The sequence below is a fragment of the Flavobacterium sp. HBTb2-11-1 genome, from assembly GCF_009826975.1.
In the GTDB taxonomy this organism is placed as follows: Bacteria; Bacteroidota; Bacteroidia; order Flavobacteriales; family Flavobacteriaceae; genus Flavobacterium.
The window spans coordinates 21,236-38,200 of the sequence record NZ_WUMO01000006.1; the positions used below are offsets into that span (position 1 = coordinate 21,236).

16 protein-coding genes are annotated in these 16,965 nt (G+C 33.8%); 8 read left to right on the top strand and 8 right to left on the bottom strand.

The genetic code is table 11. The features are described from left to right. Positions 1 to 37 precede the first annotated feature (37 nt). From murC to GR162_RS14070, 4 genes are all read left to right on the top strand, one after another. Positions 38 to 1,393, top strand: coding sequence for a UDP-N-acetylmuramate--L-alanine ligase (murC, locus tag GR162_RS14055; RefSeq protein ID WP_160782690.1), 1,356 nt, complete (start codon positions 38 to 40; stop codon positions 1,391 to 1,393). Positions 1,394 to 1,549: 156 nt separating this feature from the next. After that, the gene (gene radC, locus GR162_RS14060; protein WP_160782691.1) at positions 1,550 to 2,239 is read left to right on the top strand and encodes a DNA repair protein RadC; all 690 of its coding nucleotides are present in this window, start codon (positions 1,550 to 1,552) and stop codon (positions 2,237 to 2,239) included. Between the two features lie 3 nt (positions 2,240 to 2,242). Next, positions 2,243 to 2,929, top strand: a complete 687-nt coding sequence (locus GR162_RS14065; protein ID WP_160782692.1) for a YjjG family noncanonical pyrimidine nucleotidase — start codon at positions 2,243 to 2,245, stop codon at positions 2,927 to 2,929. Further along, positions 2,929 to 3,711, top strand: coding sequence for a hypothetical protein (locus GR162_RS14070; RefSeq protein ID WP_160782693.1), 783 nt, complete (start codon positions 2,929 to 2,931; stop codon positions 3,709 to 3,711). Before GR162_RS14065 ends, GR162_RS14070 begins: the two co-directional genes overlap by 1 nt. Positions 3,712 to 3,726: 15 nt before the next feature. On the opposite strand, the gene GR162_RS14075 is transcribed toward GR162_RS14070, so the two are convergent. Continuing rightward, complete coding sequence (locus GR162_RS14075; RefSeq protein WP_160782694.1) at positions 3,727 to 5,004, bottom strand: replication-associated recombination protein A; 1,278 nt, start codon at positions 5,002 to 5,004, stop codon at positions 3,727 to 3,729. A gap of 173 nt (positions 5,005 to 5,177) precedes the next feature. Here GR162_RS14075 and GR162_RS14080 point away from each other — a divergent pair, with 173 nt between their 5' ends. Both GR162_RS14080 and GR162_RS14085 read left to right on the top strand, forming a co-directional pair. After that, positions 5,178 to 5,930: a rhomboid family intramembrane serine protease gene (locus GR162_RS14080; RefSeq protein WP_160782695.1), complete on the top strand. Its 753-nt coding sequence runs from the start codon at positions 5,178 to 5,180 to the stop codon at positions 5,928 to 5,930. 77 nt (positions 5,931 to 6,007) lie between these two features. Beyond that, positions 6,008 to 6,514, top strand: a complete 507-nt coding sequence (locus GR162_RS14085) for a hypothetical protein (protein ID WP_237421367.1) — start codon at positions 6,008 to 6,010, stop codon at positions 6,512 to 6,514. A gap of 1 nt (position 6,515) precedes the next feature. Here the strand turns inward: GR162_RS14085 and GR162_RS14090 are convergent, their stop codons facing one another. The 7 genes from GR162_RS14090 to GR162_RS14120 form a co-directional block, all read right to left on the bottom strand. Then, positions 6,516 to 7,319, bottom strand: a complete 804-nt coding sequence (locus GR162_RS14090) for a DUF2490 domain-containing protein (RefSeq protein ID WP_160782696.1) — start codon at positions 7,317 to 7,319, stop codon at positions 6,516 to 6,518. Positions 7,320 to 7,371: 52 nt separating this feature from the next. Then, positions 7,372 to 8,106, bottom strand: a complete 735-nt coding sequence (rlmB, locus tag GR162_RS14095; RefSeq protein ID WP_160782697.1) for a 23S rRNA (guanosine(2251)-2'-O)-methyltransferase RlmB — start codon at positions 8,104 to 8,106, stop codon at positions 7,372 to 7,374. An 86-nt stretch (positions 8,107 to 8,192) separates the two neighbouring features. Next, positions 8,193 to 8,699 (bottom strand): lipid-binding protein, encoded by a 507-nt coding sequence (locus GR162_RS14100; RefSeq protein ID WP_160782698.1) that lies wholly within the window; start codon positions 8,697 to 8,699, stop codon positions 8,193 to 8,195. Between the two features lie 10 nt (positions 8,700 to 8,709). Further along, on the bottom strand, positions 8,710 to 9,471 hold the full coding sequence (locus GR162_RS14105) for an immunoglobulin-like domain-containing protein (RefSeq protein WP_160782699.1): 762 nt from the start codon (positions 9,469 to 9,471) through the stop codon (positions 8,710 to 8,712). Between the two features lie 13 nt (positions 9,472 to 9,484). After that, positions 9,485 to 10,912 (bottom strand): SusD/RagB family nutrient-binding outer membrane lipoprotein, encoded by a 1,428-nt coding sequence (locus GR162_RS14110; protein ID WP_160782700.1) that lies wholly within the window; start codon positions 10,910 to 10,912, stop codon positions 9,485 to 9,487. A 16-nt stretch (positions 10,913 to 10,928) separates the two neighbouring features. Beyond that, on the bottom strand, positions 10,929 to 14,111 hold the full coding sequence (locus tag GR162_RS14115) for a SusC/RagA family TonB-linked outer membrane protein (protein ID WP_160782701.1): 3,183 nt from the start codon (positions 14,109 to 14,111) through the stop codon (positions 10,929 to 10,931). Positions 14,112 to 14,195: 84 nt separating this feature from the next. Then, positions 14,196 to 15,896, bottom strand: coding sequence for a hypothetical protein (locus GR162_RS14120; RefSeq protein WP_202393944.1), 1,701 nt, complete (start codon positions 15,894 to 15,896; stop codon positions 14,196 to 14,198). Positions 15,897 to 16,078: 182 nt separating this feature from the next. Here GR162_RS14120 and rpsL point away from each other — a divergent pair, with 182 nt between their 5' ends. Continuing rightward, positions 16,079 to 16,462, top strand: coding sequence for a 30S ribosomal protein S12 (gene rpsL, locus GR162_RS14125; protein ID WP_007136570.1), 384 nt, complete (start codon positions 16,079 to 16,081; stop codon positions 16,460 to 16,462). A 24-nt stretch (positions 16,463 to 16,486) separates the two neighbouring features. After that, a complete protein-coding gene (gene rpsG, locus GR162_RS14130) occupies positions 16,487 to 16,963 on the top strand; it encodes a 30S ribosomal protein S7 (protein WP_008464282.1) in 477 nt (158 codons plus the stop codon). Positions 16,964 to 16,965: the final 2 nt, after the last annotated feature.

The following is a 16,965-nucleotide window of genomic DNA, read 5'->3' on the forward strand; positions in this document are numbered from 1 at the left end:
AAAAAATGAGATTTGGAATTTAAAAATTGATATTTAAATGAAAACACATTTCATCGCCATTGGCGGAAGCGCTATGCATAATCTGGCATTAGCATTACACAATAAAGGATATCAGGTAACAGGAAGTGACGATGCTATTTTTGAGCCGTCAAAGTCAAGGTTGGAAAAGAAAGGGATTCTTCCTGCCGAACTAGGGTGGTTTCCAGAAAAAATAACTTCAGATATTGATGCGATTATTTTAGGAATGCACGCAAAAGCAGATAATCCTGAACTGTTAAAAGCGCAGGAATTAGGTCTGAAAATCTATTCGTATCCTGAATTTTTGTACGAACAATCTAAAAATAAAACTCGTGTTGTTATTGGTGGTTCTCACGGGAAAACTACCATCACTTCTATGATTCTTCATGTAATGCATTACCATAATATTGCAGTTGATTACATGGTGGGAGCACAGTTGGAAGGTTTCGATACGATGGTGCATTTGACCGAAGAAAATGATTTTATGGTTTTAGAAGGAGATGAATATTTGTCTTCACCAATTGATAGACGCCCTAAATTTCATTTATATCAGCCAAATATTGCTTTGATTTCTGGAATCGCGTGGGATCATATTAATGTTTTCCCAACATATGAAAACTATGTGGAGCAGTTTGAAATTTTTATCGAAAAAATTACAAATGGCGGAATTTTAGTTTACAACCAGAATGATCCTGAAGTAAAACGCGTTGCTGAGGCAGCGACAAATCCGATTAGAAAAATTGCTTATTCAACTCCAGAATATTCTGTAAGTGATGGTGTGACTTTATTGAAAACTCCAGAAGGCGATATGCCGATTGAGGTTTTTGGAGCTCACAATTTAAATAACTTGGCGGGAGCAAAATGGATTTGCCAAAATATGGGTGTTGACGAAGCTGATTTCTATGAGGCAATTGCAAGTTTCAAAGGCGCTTCTAAACGCTTAGAAAAAATTGCTGAAGGAAAAGGTAAAGTAGCTTACAAAGATTTTGCGCATTCTCCAAGTAAAGTGGCTGCGACAACAAAAGCAGTGAAAGAACAATATCCGAACAGAACTTTGGTGGCTTGTTTAGAGTTGCATACTTACAGCAGTTTGAATGCCGCATTTTTGAAAGAATATGAAGGCGCTTTAGAATATGCTGATGTTGCAGTTGTATTCTACTCACCAGATGCAGTAAAAATTAAGCAATTGGAAGAGGTTACTTATGAGCAGATTGCTACAGCATTTAATAGAAAAGATTTAATTATTTATACTAATCCAACTGAGTTTAAAGAATATTTGTTCAATTTAAATTTAGATAATTCTGCACTTTTATTAATGAGCTCAGGAAATTACGGAGGTTTGAATTTTGATGAGGTAAAAGATCTGATTAATTAGAAAATTAGATAATTGGGAAATTTGATAATGTGTCAATTGCTTTGCAGTTGGCACTTTTTTTTAAAAAATAATTATCAGATTGGAAGATTTTCTAATTTTAATTAATTGAAAGAATTTTCTTCTTTTTTAATATCTTCGCGTCTTAAAATGGTTATTATGGAAAGGGGACATTTCGCTATTAAAAATTGGTCTGATGATGACAAACCACGCGAAAAACTAATGCTCAAAGGAAAAGACGCTTTGAGTGATGCTGAATTATTGGCAATTTTAATTGGCTCAGGAAGTCGTAATGAATCTGCGGTTGCATTAAGTCAGCGTATTTTAGCCTCTACAAAAAATCTAACTGCTTTAGGTAAAATGTCTATTTCTCAATTGATGCAATTTAAAGGTATAGGAGAAGCAAAAGCGGTTTCAATAGTTTCGGCTTTAGAATTGGGGAGGAGACAAAGAGTAGAAGATGTTTTAAAAGCCAAAAAAATAACTTCAAGTAAAGGTGTTTTTGATATCATGCAGCCCATTATCGGAGAACTTCCGCATGAAGAATTTTGGGTGCTTTTTCTTAATAATTCTAATAAAGTAATTTATAAATCACAATTAAGCAAAGGAGGTATCGCGGGAACAATTGTAGATATAAGATTGGTTTTTAAATTAGCCTTAGAAAATGGGGCTACAGGCTTGATTTTGTGCCATAATCATCCTTCAGGCAGTTTAGTTCCAAGTAGTGCCGATAAGCAAATTACCAAGAAAATTAAAACTGCAGGAGAAATTTTAGATGTTAAAGTTTTAGACCATGTTATTATAACTGAATCAAAATATTATAGTTTTGTAGATGAAGGAATTTTTTAATACATGAACACCAATATTACAGACATCTTTTTTGATTTAGACCACACGCTTTGGGATTTTGATAAAAACTCAGAAATGGCTTTTGATCGCATTTTTAAAAGTAAATATCAAGAAATCGCTACTCAAGATTTTATTAAAGAATATATTCCCATCAATCAAGAATGCTGGAGATTGTATCAGAATGATAAAATTACACATCAAGAGTTGCGTTATAACCGTTTAAAATATTCTTTTGATGCTTTAAATTATGTAATTTCAGAAGAGAATATTTTGGAAATTGCCAACGACTATATTGAGTTTCTTACTGATAATAATTATCTTTTTGATGGAGCAATTGAAGTTTTGGAATATTTAAAACCGAAATATAAACTGCATATTATTACAAACGGATTTGCACATGTGCAGGAAAAGAAAATCAATAATGCATCGCTTGGAAGTTATTTCAGCACGATTACAAATTCGGAATTAGCAGGAGTTAAAAAGCCAAATAGCATTATATTTGACTATGCTTTAAATTTGGCAAAAACTTCAAAAGAAAAAAGTATTATGATCGGAGACGACTTTGAAGCTGATGTGAATGGAGCTTTGAATGCAGGTCTAGATGCAATTTTCTTTAATGAGAAAAAAGTTGATGTTTCGGGAGAATATAAACAAATTAACCATTTATTAGAACTAAAAAAATATTTATAATGATGAAAATTAAATTTTTACTTGCAGCAATTTTATGTTCAGTTGTTGGATTTGCGCAATCTATTAATGATTACAAAGCTGTAATTGTACCTTTGAGATATGATTTTATTAAAACCGATAATCAATACCGCTTGGCTACATTAAGCAAGGCAAATTTAGTTAAAGCTGGTTTTGAGGCTTTTTATTCAAATGAACAGCTTCCTGATGGTTATACTGATCGTTGTCAAGTTTTGTATATTGACGTGAAAAAAGATAATGCTTTTTTGGTAACTAAACTTTTTGTTGAATTTAAGGATTGTTACGGACAGGTGGTTTATACATCGGAGGTAGGTAAAAGTAGAGAAAAAGAATATGAAGTTGCCTATAAAGAAGCGTTAGACAATGCTTTTACATCAGTTTATGCTTTGCATTATAAATATAGCGGTAAATCTGTTGCTTCGGCTAAAGTTGCACAGAAAATTACTGCAGAAAGTTTGGCAGCAACAGCCTCTGTTGCTCCTGCGGCAGTGGCAGTAAAAGTGGCAGCAACTCCGGCAGCTCCCTCGCCAGATTTAAAAGATCCAAATTTATTGTATGCTCAACCTACAGAATCAGGTTACCAATTGATTGATAAAACACCAAAAGTGGTTATGAAGCTTTTTAAAACATCGCAACCAAATGTTTATATCGCAACCAAAGATAATGTTCAAGGTTCTTTGATTTTAAAAGAAGATGGGCAATGGTATTTTGAATCTTATCAGAATGATAAATTAGTTTCAGAAAAAATTGTAGTGAAATTCTAAAATACAAAATACGGTTTAATAACCGTATTTATCTTTCCAATGGTTCTTTAAAAATTCGCGGGTACTGTTCTCTCTAGAATTGTTTCCGGGATTGTAAAGAACCGTTTCTTTTATGGCATCTGGCAAGAATTCTTGTTCGGCAAAATTGTTGGCATAATCATGCGAATATTTATATTCATCTCCATATCCTAGTTCTTTCATTAATTTAGTAGGTGCATTTCGCAAATGTAGGGGAACAGGTAAATCGCCAGTTTGTTTTACTAATTGTTGAGCATTTCCAATTGCCATATAAGAAGCATTGCTTTTTGGGGAAGTGGCCAAATAAACAGCGCATTGGCTTAATATAATACGACTTTCAGGATATCCAATTGTTGTAACGGCTTGAAAAGTATTGTTAGCCATTATAAGTGCTGTCGGATTTGCATTGCCAATATCCTCACTTGCTAGAATCAGCATTCGTCTTGCAATAAATTTTACATCTTCACCACCTTCAATCATTCTGGCTAGCCAGTAAACAGCTCCATTCGGGTCGCTGCCACGAATTGATTTTATAAATGCAGAAACAATATCATAATGCTGTTCGCCAGTTTTATCGTAAAGAACGGTATTTTGCTGTACGAGTTCTAAAACACGATCGTTGGTAATTATAATTTCATCACCAGCAGAAGCATTAATGACGAGTTCAAATACATTTAAGAGTTTTCTTCCGTCACCGCCAGAAATGCGTAATAAGGCTTCTGTTTCTTTTAAATTTATATTTTTTGTCAATAAATAAGCATCAGTTTTCATTGCACGCTGCAAAAGAGCTTCTAAATCGGCTTTTGTAAAAGCATTTAGTATATAAACTTGACAACGTGACAATAATGCAGGAATTACTTCAAAACTAGGGTTTTCGGTTGTAGCACCGACCAATGTTATCCACCCTTTCTCGACAGCTGCTAAAAGTGAATCTTGTTGTGACTTACTAAACCTGTGGATCTCGTCTATAAATAGAATCGGATTTTTAGCCGTAAAAAGTCCGCCACTTTGTTTTGCTTTTTCAATAACATCGCGAATATCTTTTACGCCAGAATTTATGGCACTTAAAATATAAAATGGTCTCTTTGATTCTTGCGCAATAATTTGTGCCAAAGTTGTTTTTCCTGTTCCTGGAGGTCCCCAGAAAATCAATGAAGGAATTATCCCTTTTGAAATTTGTTGTGTTAAAGAACCGGTCGGACCAACCAAATGTTGTTGGCTTATATAATCTTCTAATTTTTGCGGACGAATACGCTCTGCTAAAGGTGCTTCCATATTACAAAATTACTATTTTAAGATTTAAATTTCATTCATTCAAAAGTTAAAACAGTTCACAGAGAGATCGATTGTTCTGATTTGAGACAATTCTTTATCTTGGTATGACAAAATATCAGTAAATTATTTTTGGATAGTTTTTTGAGTTCTGTTAGATGTTATTTTCTAAAAATATGAGCGACACTAATTTTAAGTTTTCAAATTCGGTTATTGGACTTCCATTGTTTTTTGTCCTTTTTTTATGGATAATATATTGGCTTCAGATTCGTTTTGATTTTGATTTTTATCGATACGGAATTTATCCTCGAGACTTTATAGGACTGCGAGGTGTTTTGTTTAGTCCATTTATTCATGAAAATTTAGATCATTTATACAATAATAGCATTCCGCTTTTAATACTATTGGCCGCAATGCAATTTTTTTATCCAAAGCAGACATTAGGAGTTATTGGTTACGGTATTTTATTTTCAGGATTAATTACTTGGATTGTTGGACGAGAAAATTTCCATATTGGAGCAAGCGGATTGATTTATGTTCTTGTTAGTTTTATTTTTTTTAAAGGTATTCAAACTAAATATTACCGATTGGTAGCTTTGTCCTTGACAGTAATTCTATTGTATGGCGGAATGATATGGTATGTTTTTCCAGATGTCGATCATTCTATTTCTTGGGAAGGGCATTTGGCGGGACTTATTACAGGTTTTGTTCTCACTCTATTCTATAAAGCACCAGAATATGCAAAACATATTGTTTACGATTGGCAACGTCCTGATTTTGATCCAAGCAGTGATCCTTTTATGAAGCATTTTGACGAAAATGGAAATTTTGTACCTCGTTCTCATGATGAAGAAGAAGGTTTTGAATATTTTTTTTCTAGTCATTCGGTAAATTATATTGTAATCAAAAAAGAAGAACAGAAGGAGTAAGAAGAAAGATAATGAGTAACTGTCTTTAAAATAAAAAGATTAAATTTGTTAGATAACGATTTAATCTTTTGAGCATTATGAAAAAAATGAAATTTTTGGTTTTGTTCTTGTGTTTTTTTGTTCATGCAAAAGGCAATGCTCAATGTGAAGTAAAAAATAGGGTACAGGCAGACGGAAGTATGATTTACTATTTTGAACCTGCCGTATTTTATACTACAAAATCAAAATCGTTAAAAATTAATATTGTTACAGATAAAGAACACTATTTTGTTGCCTTACAGCCGACGCCATTTCCTGAAAAAAAAGAAGGAAAAAAAATCAAAGATGATTTAATAATTCATCTTGCAGATAGTAAAACGTACAAGTTGGCGCATTATGATACCCAATATAGACGCAACGATTCGATAATGCAGGTTCTTTATTTGATTGATGATAAAGATCTTGAAGCATTTTCTAATTATGAGGCTGTTAGTGCAGAAATCAATATGCAGGGTACTGAATTTATGCGAAGCTATAACTTTAAGCTTCACAAAAATGCAATTGTTGAACAGCTTAAATGCTTTTTAAAGAAAGAAGAAAATTAGATTACTCCTCATCTTTTGCCTCTGGAGTTTTTCTTTCTTTAAATTTCTTGTGAAGATTTAGAATAAGATTATTGAAAGTTATAGTTAGGGATGCAGCGTTAGTGGTTTGATTTCCGTTGTTTCGTGGGAGGTACTCGTTGCAATAAGTTAATTCGACCTGAAAATCATCGGTAAATAAATAACCAGCCCCCACATTGAATCGATTCCTATCGAAGAAACTTTCACCTGTAACTTTCGCTCCAGATTTAAAGTAAATTTCATCTGAAGCAATTCCATATATTACGCCGCTTCTTAAGAACTTACTGTTAATAGGCTGTATGTATTTAATTTGTTGGCGATACCGAAAAACATTTTCATAATCATCATCTTTATTTTTCATATGACGGAATTCAGTGCGCATTCTTGTGCTTAAAGTATATCCGGTTTTATGAAAATAATAAATTCCTTGAAGAGCAAATCGTGTTTCTGGAGATTCGAATTGGCCAATTTCGGGAACATCTCTATTATTGAAATAAGCGATAAAAGCAGAAAATTTCCATCTTGGAGAAAAGTAATAATGTCCCCAGCCTCTAATAGATCTCTGAATGGTATTTTCGAATAAATTTGGTGACGATTCAGTACTGCTATAAGTTGCGGCAAAATCTATCTCAGTTGCCCATTTTTTACTTAAAGTCTGGTTAAACTGAATTTCATTCCAAAACTGATTATACGTAGTATTTTGTCCGTAGCTGTTTGCAATCACTAAAATCACAAACAGGCATCGGAATATGATAACTTTTGATTTTGAATTAGATTTTGAAAGCATTAATTAAAGGTATTTAATTATTTCATTCGCATCTTAATCTCTAAAGTATTTTTTAGGTTCTTTGTCTAACAGCTTCGTATAGAAAAGCGCCACAGGCAACAGACACATTTAAAGATCCGATAGATCCAAACATTGGCAGCTTAGCTTTTTCGTCTACTATTTTTAAAACAGAAGGATTTATTCCTCGATCTTCAGATCCCATAATAATGGCTAATGGTTCTGCCAGTGATATATCGTAAATATTCTGATCAGTTTTTTCAGTTGCAGCTACTGTTTTTATTCCAGAACCTTGCAGGTAGAATATAGCATCTTTTATATGCTCAACTTTACAAATCGGCACATTGAACACAGCGCCAGCAGAAGTTTTAACGGTGTCGCCATTTACTGGAGCTGAACCTGCTTTTTGTACAATGATTCCGTTTACGCCAGTACATTCGGCTGTTCTAATAATTGCGCCAAAATTTCTAGCATCTGATATTTGGTCCAAGATAAGAAAAAGAGGTTTTTTACCTGACTCCATTGTAGACTCAACTAGATGTTCTAAATCTATAAAACCAATAGGAGAGATGGTCGCTACGGCACCTTGGTGATTATTTGGAGTAAGGCGGTTTAGTTTTTCTACAGGCACATAAGAGAAGTTAATGTTTTCACGTTTCATTACCTTCATTAAATCTTTCATAAGCTCACCAGAAATGTCTTTCTGAATGAAAACTTTGTCTACTTCTTTTCCTGCCTGAATTGCTTCTATGATGGCTCTAATGCCAAATATTTGATGTTCTTTTTCCATTGGACAAATATAGGTAATATGTTTATATAAAAAAACCACCCCAAATTAATGGGATGGTTTAAATAAAATGCTATACTAAGCTTTTTTTAATGTTCGTCCTCTAAGAAACCTGTTCTTCTGTAACCTTTTATTTCATAAATGGTTCCTGCGTTAGTGTCATCTGAGAATACAGCTTTAAAAGAGATACCGTCAACTTTATGTCCTCCAGAAGATGTAGCACCATTTTTAGTGATTTTACCTTCTGTGATAGTCACATTAACATCGTATCCATCAACGCTACTTGCTAAATTATTTCCTGCAAATGATAATGAACTTACGGTTACCGGTGCTTTAACTTTAAAATCCCAAACGTGGCCGTGGTCATCAATCCACATTTCTTGCCCATTATTTACTGCTGTATTGTAAGTAGAAATAAGGGCGTAGTCAGCTACTACTTGTCCGTTAACTAGTGTTTGAACATACCAGTCCCCAGCCATAGCTTCAACAGAAGTTCCTCCTGAATCAGTATCACCAACTTCGTCGCAAGCTACAAATGAAGTAAGTACAAGCATTGCAACTAGTACACGTGTTATATTTAATTTTAATTTTTTCATTTTAATAGTTTTAGATTTGCAATTGAGTTAATGTTGAAACAAAATTATAGTTTGTAGCAGGTGGCGCAACCCACGCACAAGTTAGCACAACCGTCTTAGTAGCTGCATTAACGTTTAAAGCTGTAATATTTGCAACTCCTCCAAAATATTGATTTGTTAAAGGGTTTCCAGGGAAAGTAAATGTGTTGGTAGGGATGTTACCAGCAATTGTTCCTCCTCTTGTAGCAGAAGTTATACCAATATTTCTTCCTATACTATACCATCCTCCGAATGCGTCAGATACACCATAAGTACCATCAGAGTTTTTCCAGATATAGATATATTTCATATCTACAGAACTTCCTTGTGATGTAGGTAATAATGTACCATTTCTTTTAGTTGTAGAAAGATAAACACCTTCGATACTATTTACTAAATCTCCAGTTTTGTATACAATTACTCTTCTTGTTGCAGTTGCTTTAAAACCGTCTTTGTTTGTTGCAGTATAAGTTTCTGTGTATTCATCAGGTTGATTAACATCTAATGTTTTGGCTCCTCTGAAGTTTCCGTTAAAACTTACTTCAGTTGAGATTACAGTTTCTCCTTCTTTTGCTACAGCTCCTGGATCTGTGTAAGTTCCGCCAGCTGGTACAAATACTGTACTTGCACCGTTTACTTCAATAGTAGGATATATTGTAACTTTTGATACTCCTCCTGTTGAATCGGCATCGCAAGAAGTAAATAGCAAACCGCCAATTACTACCATTGTTAGTTTTATGAATATATTTTTCATTGTTTATTTTTTATTAGTTAACATCCCACCAAACTGGCTCCGTTATTGGTTTTAAAGCGGGAGCATTTGGATTTCTTGATTTCACGTTGTTTGGTAAAACAACTCTTTTTGGGAATTTACCACCTGTAACATTTTCTACAGATACAGCAAATTGTCCAGGTACATAAGCTTCATTTGATTGAGGTACATTAGAAACTCTAGGGAATCCTGTTCTGCTTTGCTCAAAGAATGATTCGTAACCGTTTCCAGGGAAACTTGCAATCCATTTTTGAGTAATAATTGCTTCAACTTGAGCTGCAGTTCCTGTTGCAGGGAATTCATATTTTCCTCCTGCTGCTAAGAATGCTGTAGCTGTTCCTCCCCATCTTGTGAATGAAGCAGTAACACCTGCGTCATATTTAGCTTTTGCACCAGCACCTCCGTAGTATCTTGAAAGCGCTTCAGCTTGCAAGAAGTTACTTTCTTCTTTACTAATAAAGAATACTGGGGTAGTTGGGCTTAATGTAACTAATGAAAGATTAGTTGCTGTATTTTCGAAATCTCCTTGGTTATTAGGATTTCCAGCACCATAGTACTTGCCTAAACGTGGGTCAGCATTAGTTGATAAGTAAGAGTATAAAGTTTTACTAGCTCTTAAGTTAAGAGTAGTGTTTAATTGTCTTCTGTCAGACTCATATAAAGGGTTACTTCTATCAGCAGCGTCTTCAAATTGAGTCATAGCAGCATCAACATCTAAGAATTGAGCACCAGAATTAATTAAAGTTGTAATTCCTGATTGCGCTAAAGTTGGATTAACCTCAGTTTGTCTTAAATATAATTTCAATAATAAAGTATTACCGTATTTAGTCCAATTATTCATGTTACCAGCAAAAATAAAATCATCAGCAGCTGGTGCACTACCTACAGAAGAGCTTAGGTCTTTAGATAAAGCTAATTTCAAATCAGCAATCATTAAGTCGTAAACTTCTTTCCCAGTATTAAATTTAGGTTGCAAAATGTTTATGTTATTTGCTTCAGTATAAGGAATTGCATCATACAAATCTGTCAAAACTTGAGATCCTTGAACTTCAAGTACAGTTGCTATTAAGTAGTAGTTCCAGTTTCCTTCAGCAGCAGATTGTGCTTTTACAACTCTAATGTCGTTTAAAGCATCATACATTGCTGTATAACCTGTTTGGTAATCATTCGTTCCGATACTGTATGAGTCTACATCCTTGTATTGGTTTGAAGTGTTATTTTGTGTCCAAAACTGAGACCAAAATCCACCAATTATGGCGTAGTATGATCCTTGTGCACCAGCTAGACCTGCAATACCAGCAGGCAAGATAGTGCTGTTTGCTTGTCCAGGAGGCAATAAATCTGGATCTCTATTAATGTCAAATGTTTCATCACATGACACTAATAAGAAAAGAGCTGTAATTAATGTTACTATCTTTTTCATTTTTTCTATATTTTTTTTAGAATGATAATTTTAAAACTCCACCAACTGATCTTTGTGATGGGTTAGTACCGAACTCTCCAAAATCAGATGCTACTCCAGTTCCATAAGTACCAGTTTCAGGATCTGTATAAGGGTTCTCTCCCGGAGTCCACATGAATAAGTTTCTTGCGTAAACTCCTAAAGTGATTTTGTTTAATCCCATATTTTTGCTAAGTGCAGAAGGGAAATCGTAGTTTAAATTTATCTCTCTTAATCTTACAAATGTTTTGTCAATTACGTGAGTTCTTTCAATACCAGGGTTGTTAGAAGTATTGTAGAACGTTGTTACTTTATCCCAAGCAATTGGAGTAGTGTTTTCTGTATATGTTACAGCACCAGTTGTTGCATCTACGTGCTCATTAACAGAGTTTGGAACAATGAAAGGATTTCTGTCATTGTAAGTAGTTTCAATACCATTACCTACGAAATGAGAAAGTCTCTTAGTGTAAGAATAGAATTCCCCTCCTTGTTTCCAATCCATAGATAATCCTAAGTTGAAGTTTTTGTATTTGAAGTTGTTTTGTAATCCCATTACGAAATCACGTTGTGAATTTCCAATTTTTTGGATGTCATCACTAACTTCATACATTCCTGTTGTTGGATTTACGATATATTGGCCAGCAGCATTTGTTTTTGGCACTTGAGAAAAGAATGTTCCAAGTGGCTCTCCTTTTGCGGCAGAATATGTAACTCCATATGCAGAATTCACATCAACTCTATCAAATCCATTAGCTAAATCTGTAACTTCACTCATATTTTTGGTAAAAGTATAAGTTAAATTCCAAGTAAAGTTATTGTTTTTAATTGGACTACCACTAATAGAAAGTTCAATACCTTTATTAACTAATTCAGCAGCGTTAATGTATTTAAATGTATAACCTGTTGATGGGTCTAATGGTAATTCAACTATTAAGTCAGAAGTAGTTTTATGATATAAAGCGATATCGTAGCTAAGTCTATTTTTAAAGAAAGATCCTTCAGCACCTACTTCATACTCGACTGTAGTTTCTGGTTTTAAATCAGCATTTCCAAGTCTTCCAGCAGCCTCGTAAAAAGTAACTCCTCCAATTGGAGATGCAATTATACCGAAATTAGCAGCAGCCGATCCAGGAACATAAGAGTTTGCAGTAACATAAGGTTGTGTATCATTTGCAATTTTAGAACCTGCAGCTCTTAATTTTAAGAAAGTGTCTCCGCTGTCAATTACGATTGCACCAAGAGATAATGCTGGGTAAAAATATGCATTGTTTCCAATAGGTAAAGTTGAAGTAATGTCTTCTCTACCTGTAATAGTAGCAAAATATCTGTTTTTGAAAGCGAACTCAGCAGAAGCATAAACAGCTCCTGTTTTTCTCACAGAGTTATCTTGTCTAATCGTTGGCCTAATAGCAGAGTTAGAAAGTTCATAGTATCCAGGGATAGCTAGGTTGGTAATTGTGTTAAACAATTCATCTGCTTCTCTTTTGTTGTAGTTAAAACCACCTAAAAGGTTTAATGTCCAGTCTTCGCTTAAATTTGTATTGTAGTTCAAGTTGAAGAATGTGTCAAATTCACTGAATTCAGATCTCCCTTCTGTAACCCCTCCAACGACTTTATTCGCTCCAGCTACAGCTTGTGGCGTGCCTGGAAGGTAATTTACAACTGCACCATAGCTTTTTTGTCTTTCAGTTCTAACGTTACCACCAATTTGCCAAGTAGCTGTTAATTTATCAGTGATTTTATAGCTTAAATTAACATTTCCAAAAATATTGTGTCCATAGATTTTTGTGCTGTTCTCATTAATAGAAAAATATGGATTTGTAGCGTATGGAGTGAAGTAATAATCAGGAGTATTAAAGATGTTGTTTTTGTAATCTTTTAGATCTACAACGCTAACATCTCTAGGGATTTGCAATAAATCTTGCTGTAATGTAGATCCTTGTCCTGCATCATCACCTTGTCCAGTGTTTACAACACCTTGATTTTTATATACGTAGTTTAATGCAGTTCTTAGAGTTAATCTTTTCCCTTTTATTCCTCCATTGAAGCCTATAGATTGTTTCTTGTATAAGTCAACATCAGTAGGAACAACTCCATCACTATTTACGTTGGAAAATACTAAAGAGAAATCAGATGTATCTCCACCTCCACTTAAGTTTACAGATTGTGTAGACAATATACCAGTGTTATAGAAATCTCTAATGTTATCATCTAACCCAACGTATGGTTTGATTTGTTGAGTTCCGTTGTATACAGTTCCCCATGGTCTAATTTCTCCATTAAACGCAGGTCCCCAAGAACCGTTTTCGTTACTAGGGGCAGATCCAGTATACCCAGCTCCGTTCCATCCTTGTCCGAATTGGTTTTGTAAGTGTGGAACTCTCGCAACTTCGCTAAACTCTGTTGAAGCTAGCATATCAACTTTGATTCCAGTGTTTGCTTTTCCTTTTTTGGTTGTAATGATGATTACACCACCCCCAGCTCTAGATCCATATAAAGCAGATGCAGCAGCTCCTTTAAGAACCGTCATGCTTTCGATGTTATTTGGGTCAAGGTCTGTAATACCGTTTCCAGAATCATAAGATCTAGTAGAAGATGTTGATCCACTGTAGCTGTTATTGATTGGTGTTCCATCAACAACATAAAGGGGACCGCCTGGTTGAGTAATTGTGTTGAAACCACGAATTACAACTTTTGTAGAAGCTCCTGGTTGAGATGGAGCAGTAATATCAACCCCAGCAATTTTACCAGAAAGGGTCTCAAAAGGGTTTGTGTTAACTACTTGAGTAAGAGCTTCTGCTTTTAAAGTCGTAGTAGCGTAACCAAGAGCTTTTTTCTCTCTTTTAATACCAAAAGCAGTAACAACTACACCTTCAAGTTCTTGTGCCCCTGCATCCGCCATTTTAACGTTTACAGTAGATGAACTTGCAGCTACTTCTTGGGTTTTCATTCCAATGTAGCTAAATACCAAAATTTGGCTTGAAGAAGCTTTGATCGAAAATTTACCATCAAAGTCTGTTTGCGTTCCTGTCTTAGTTCCTTTAACTAATACACTAACGCCTGGTAAAGGCATTCCTGCATTGTCAGAAACTGTTCCCGAAACAGCTCTTTCTTGCGCAAAAGAAAGTTGCGCAACTAGTACTAATAAAAGTACTAAGAATCCATTGAACTTTAGTTTCATTTTTAAATATTTTGAATTAGTATCGCAAAACTCTTAATAATTTGTTAACTTTCCTAATAAATAAAAATCTTTTTTTGGTAAACTTTAAAATTTAACATTATAACATATGTTTACGATAGTGTTATATAATTGTATTTCTTGCTGATTTTGCTGGCCATTCGTGAGAATAATTCGTAAAATTCCGTTTTTTGTTTGTATTCCTGCACCTATTCCAATTCCTATTAAATTCATAATTTTTTTAGGATTTGAAATATTCGTTAAGTCTTGATATATAGCATAATCCGCAATAGAATGAATATAAGCGCTTTTTGAAAACATATATCTGTATTCTGTAAGAATTGCAGAATAAAAGTTTGCTTGAAGGCTATTTTCTGAAAACCCTCTAATAGAATTCATTCCGCCAAATCTGAATAATTCATTTGAAATGTAATTTTTACTGTCTAAATAGAAATTTTGTGAATTTAGATTAATGAAATTCTTGTTATTTAGTTCAAAATTATAAGACGCATTTAGGTTTGTATAGAATTGCTTGCTAGGTTCTGCCGTGTCAGGATCGTTGTTTGTTTTTCTTTGTCCAAAGCCTAGAATTGAGCTTAAAAATGCTTTTGCAGGCATTAGGCTATTATGGGAGTCTGTTTTTTTATATTCATACGTAGATGTGAAATAGGAATTATTAAAATCGCTGATAAAAGTATTATTAATGTTTTGAATGTCGCTTGATTCTGTTGATTGATATCCAACATATATTGTAGAATTGTAGTTTAGAAAATAGCCGAAATCTATTGCTGTTTTTGTGTTTTGAAATGTGCTGTCCTGTTTGAAAATGTTTAATTGCGCTTTTATTCCAAGGGGGGATTGAAATAAATAGGGGATTTCTAGTTTTGTATTAAAAGTCTTTTGTTGATTGCCGTCGCTCTTCCAGTAAAGCGAAAACTTCTCCCCAGCTTGAAGTATATTGGTTAGCGAAATGTCTAAATAGCCATTTAGAATCAATTTTTTGTTCTCATTGTTTGAGAATCCAATATATCCATCAAAGTTGTTTGCTTTTCTTTTTCCAATATAAGTGTAGACTTTTGTGGAGTCTTGAGTGAATAAGATTTCGGGGTATTTGGGTTGGGAAACGAATTCAAAACTGTTTATGTCTTCATGAAGTCTTTTAACGGTTTCTTGGTTGAATGTTCTATTGGTGTATTTTTTATTTAATTGTTTTAATGCTCCTTTTGGGAAGTAATCTTTTAAAGTGGGATCTGTGTAATTTACAATAATAGAATTTAGTGTTCTTTTTTTTTCGGAATTAAGATTTAAGGCGGCATAAATTATGGAATTCTTTTTTTTGATATTTGCTAGTTTGATTTTTGAAAATGCAAAACCTTCTTTTTCATTGTTTGAAATTTCTTGATTAAGGAAGTTTTCAAGTTCTGTAAAAGGGATAATTATGCTGTCTTTTGTGTTTTTTTTATAGTCATTAAAAAAACTATTTATACCTATATATATATGTACTTCTTTAATTTTGGTTTTTAAGTCTATAAATGCCGTATAAGTACTGTCGTTTATCTTTTTGTTTTCTAGTATTTTAGAATCTAAATAGCCTTGTTTTGAGAGTTTGTTTGTTACTGAAAAAAGTTCGTTGTTTAATGATTTTAAGTTTACGTGTTTTTTTGCATATGGAATAGAATCGATTGTTAGGCTTTGTTTTTTATTAATTCCATTTATATTCAAATAAAATGACTGTGCGAAACAATTTGCGGATAATAGTAAAATGAGTATGTAATATAATTGTTTCAAATGCAATTGTTTTGTTAGTTAATTGTAAAGCAAATATCTAATGTTTCTTTGTGAAATCATAGATATAAATAATGTTATTGAAAATTAATGGTTTAACGTTTGTATAGTGAAAATTATTTTATACATTTGCAACCCCGTAAAAAGCGGGAATTTAATAAACATAATAATTTTTAGTATTAATTATGCCAACAATTCAACAATTAGTAAGAACAGGAAGAACTCAGATCACTAAGAAGAGTAAATCGGTTGCTTTAGATTCTTGTCCTCAAAGAAGAGGGGTTTGTACGCGTGTTTACACTACTACACCAAAAAAACCAAACTCTGCAATGCGTAAAGTTGCGCGTGTGCGTTTGACAAATGGTAATGAGGTGAATGCTTACATCCCTGGAGAAGGACATAATCTACAAGAGCACTCGATAGTATTAGTGCGAGGTGGAAGGGTAAAAGATTTACCAGGTGTTAGATATCACATCGTTCGTGGAGCGCTTGATACGTCAGGTGTTGCAGGAAGAACGCAAAGAAGATCTAAGTACGGTGCTAAACGCCCAAAAGAAGCAAAAAAGTAATTTAAAAACTTTTAAGAAAAAGACATGAGAAAAAGAGCGGCAAAGAAAAGACCACTTTTACCGGATCCAAGGTTTAATGACCAATTAGTAACGCGTTTTGTGAATAACTTAATGTGGGATGGTAAGAAATCTACAGCTTTTAAAGTATTTTATGATGCTATCGATATCATTGAAACTAAAAAGCAAAATGATGAGAAAACTTCATTAGAGATTTGGAAAGACGCTTTAACTAACGTTATGCCTCACGTAGAAGTACGTAGCCGTAGAGTTGGTGGAGCTACATTCCAAATCCCAATGCAGATTCGTCCAGACAGAAAAATTTCTATGGCAATGAAGTGGTTAATACTTTATTCAAGAAGAAGAAATGAAAAATCTATGGCGCAACGTTTGGCTGCAGAGTGTTTAGCTGCTGCTAAAGAAGAAGGTGCTGCAGTTAAGAAAAGAATGGATACTCACAAAATGGCAGAAGCTAATAAAGCATTCTCTCACTTTAGATTTTAATT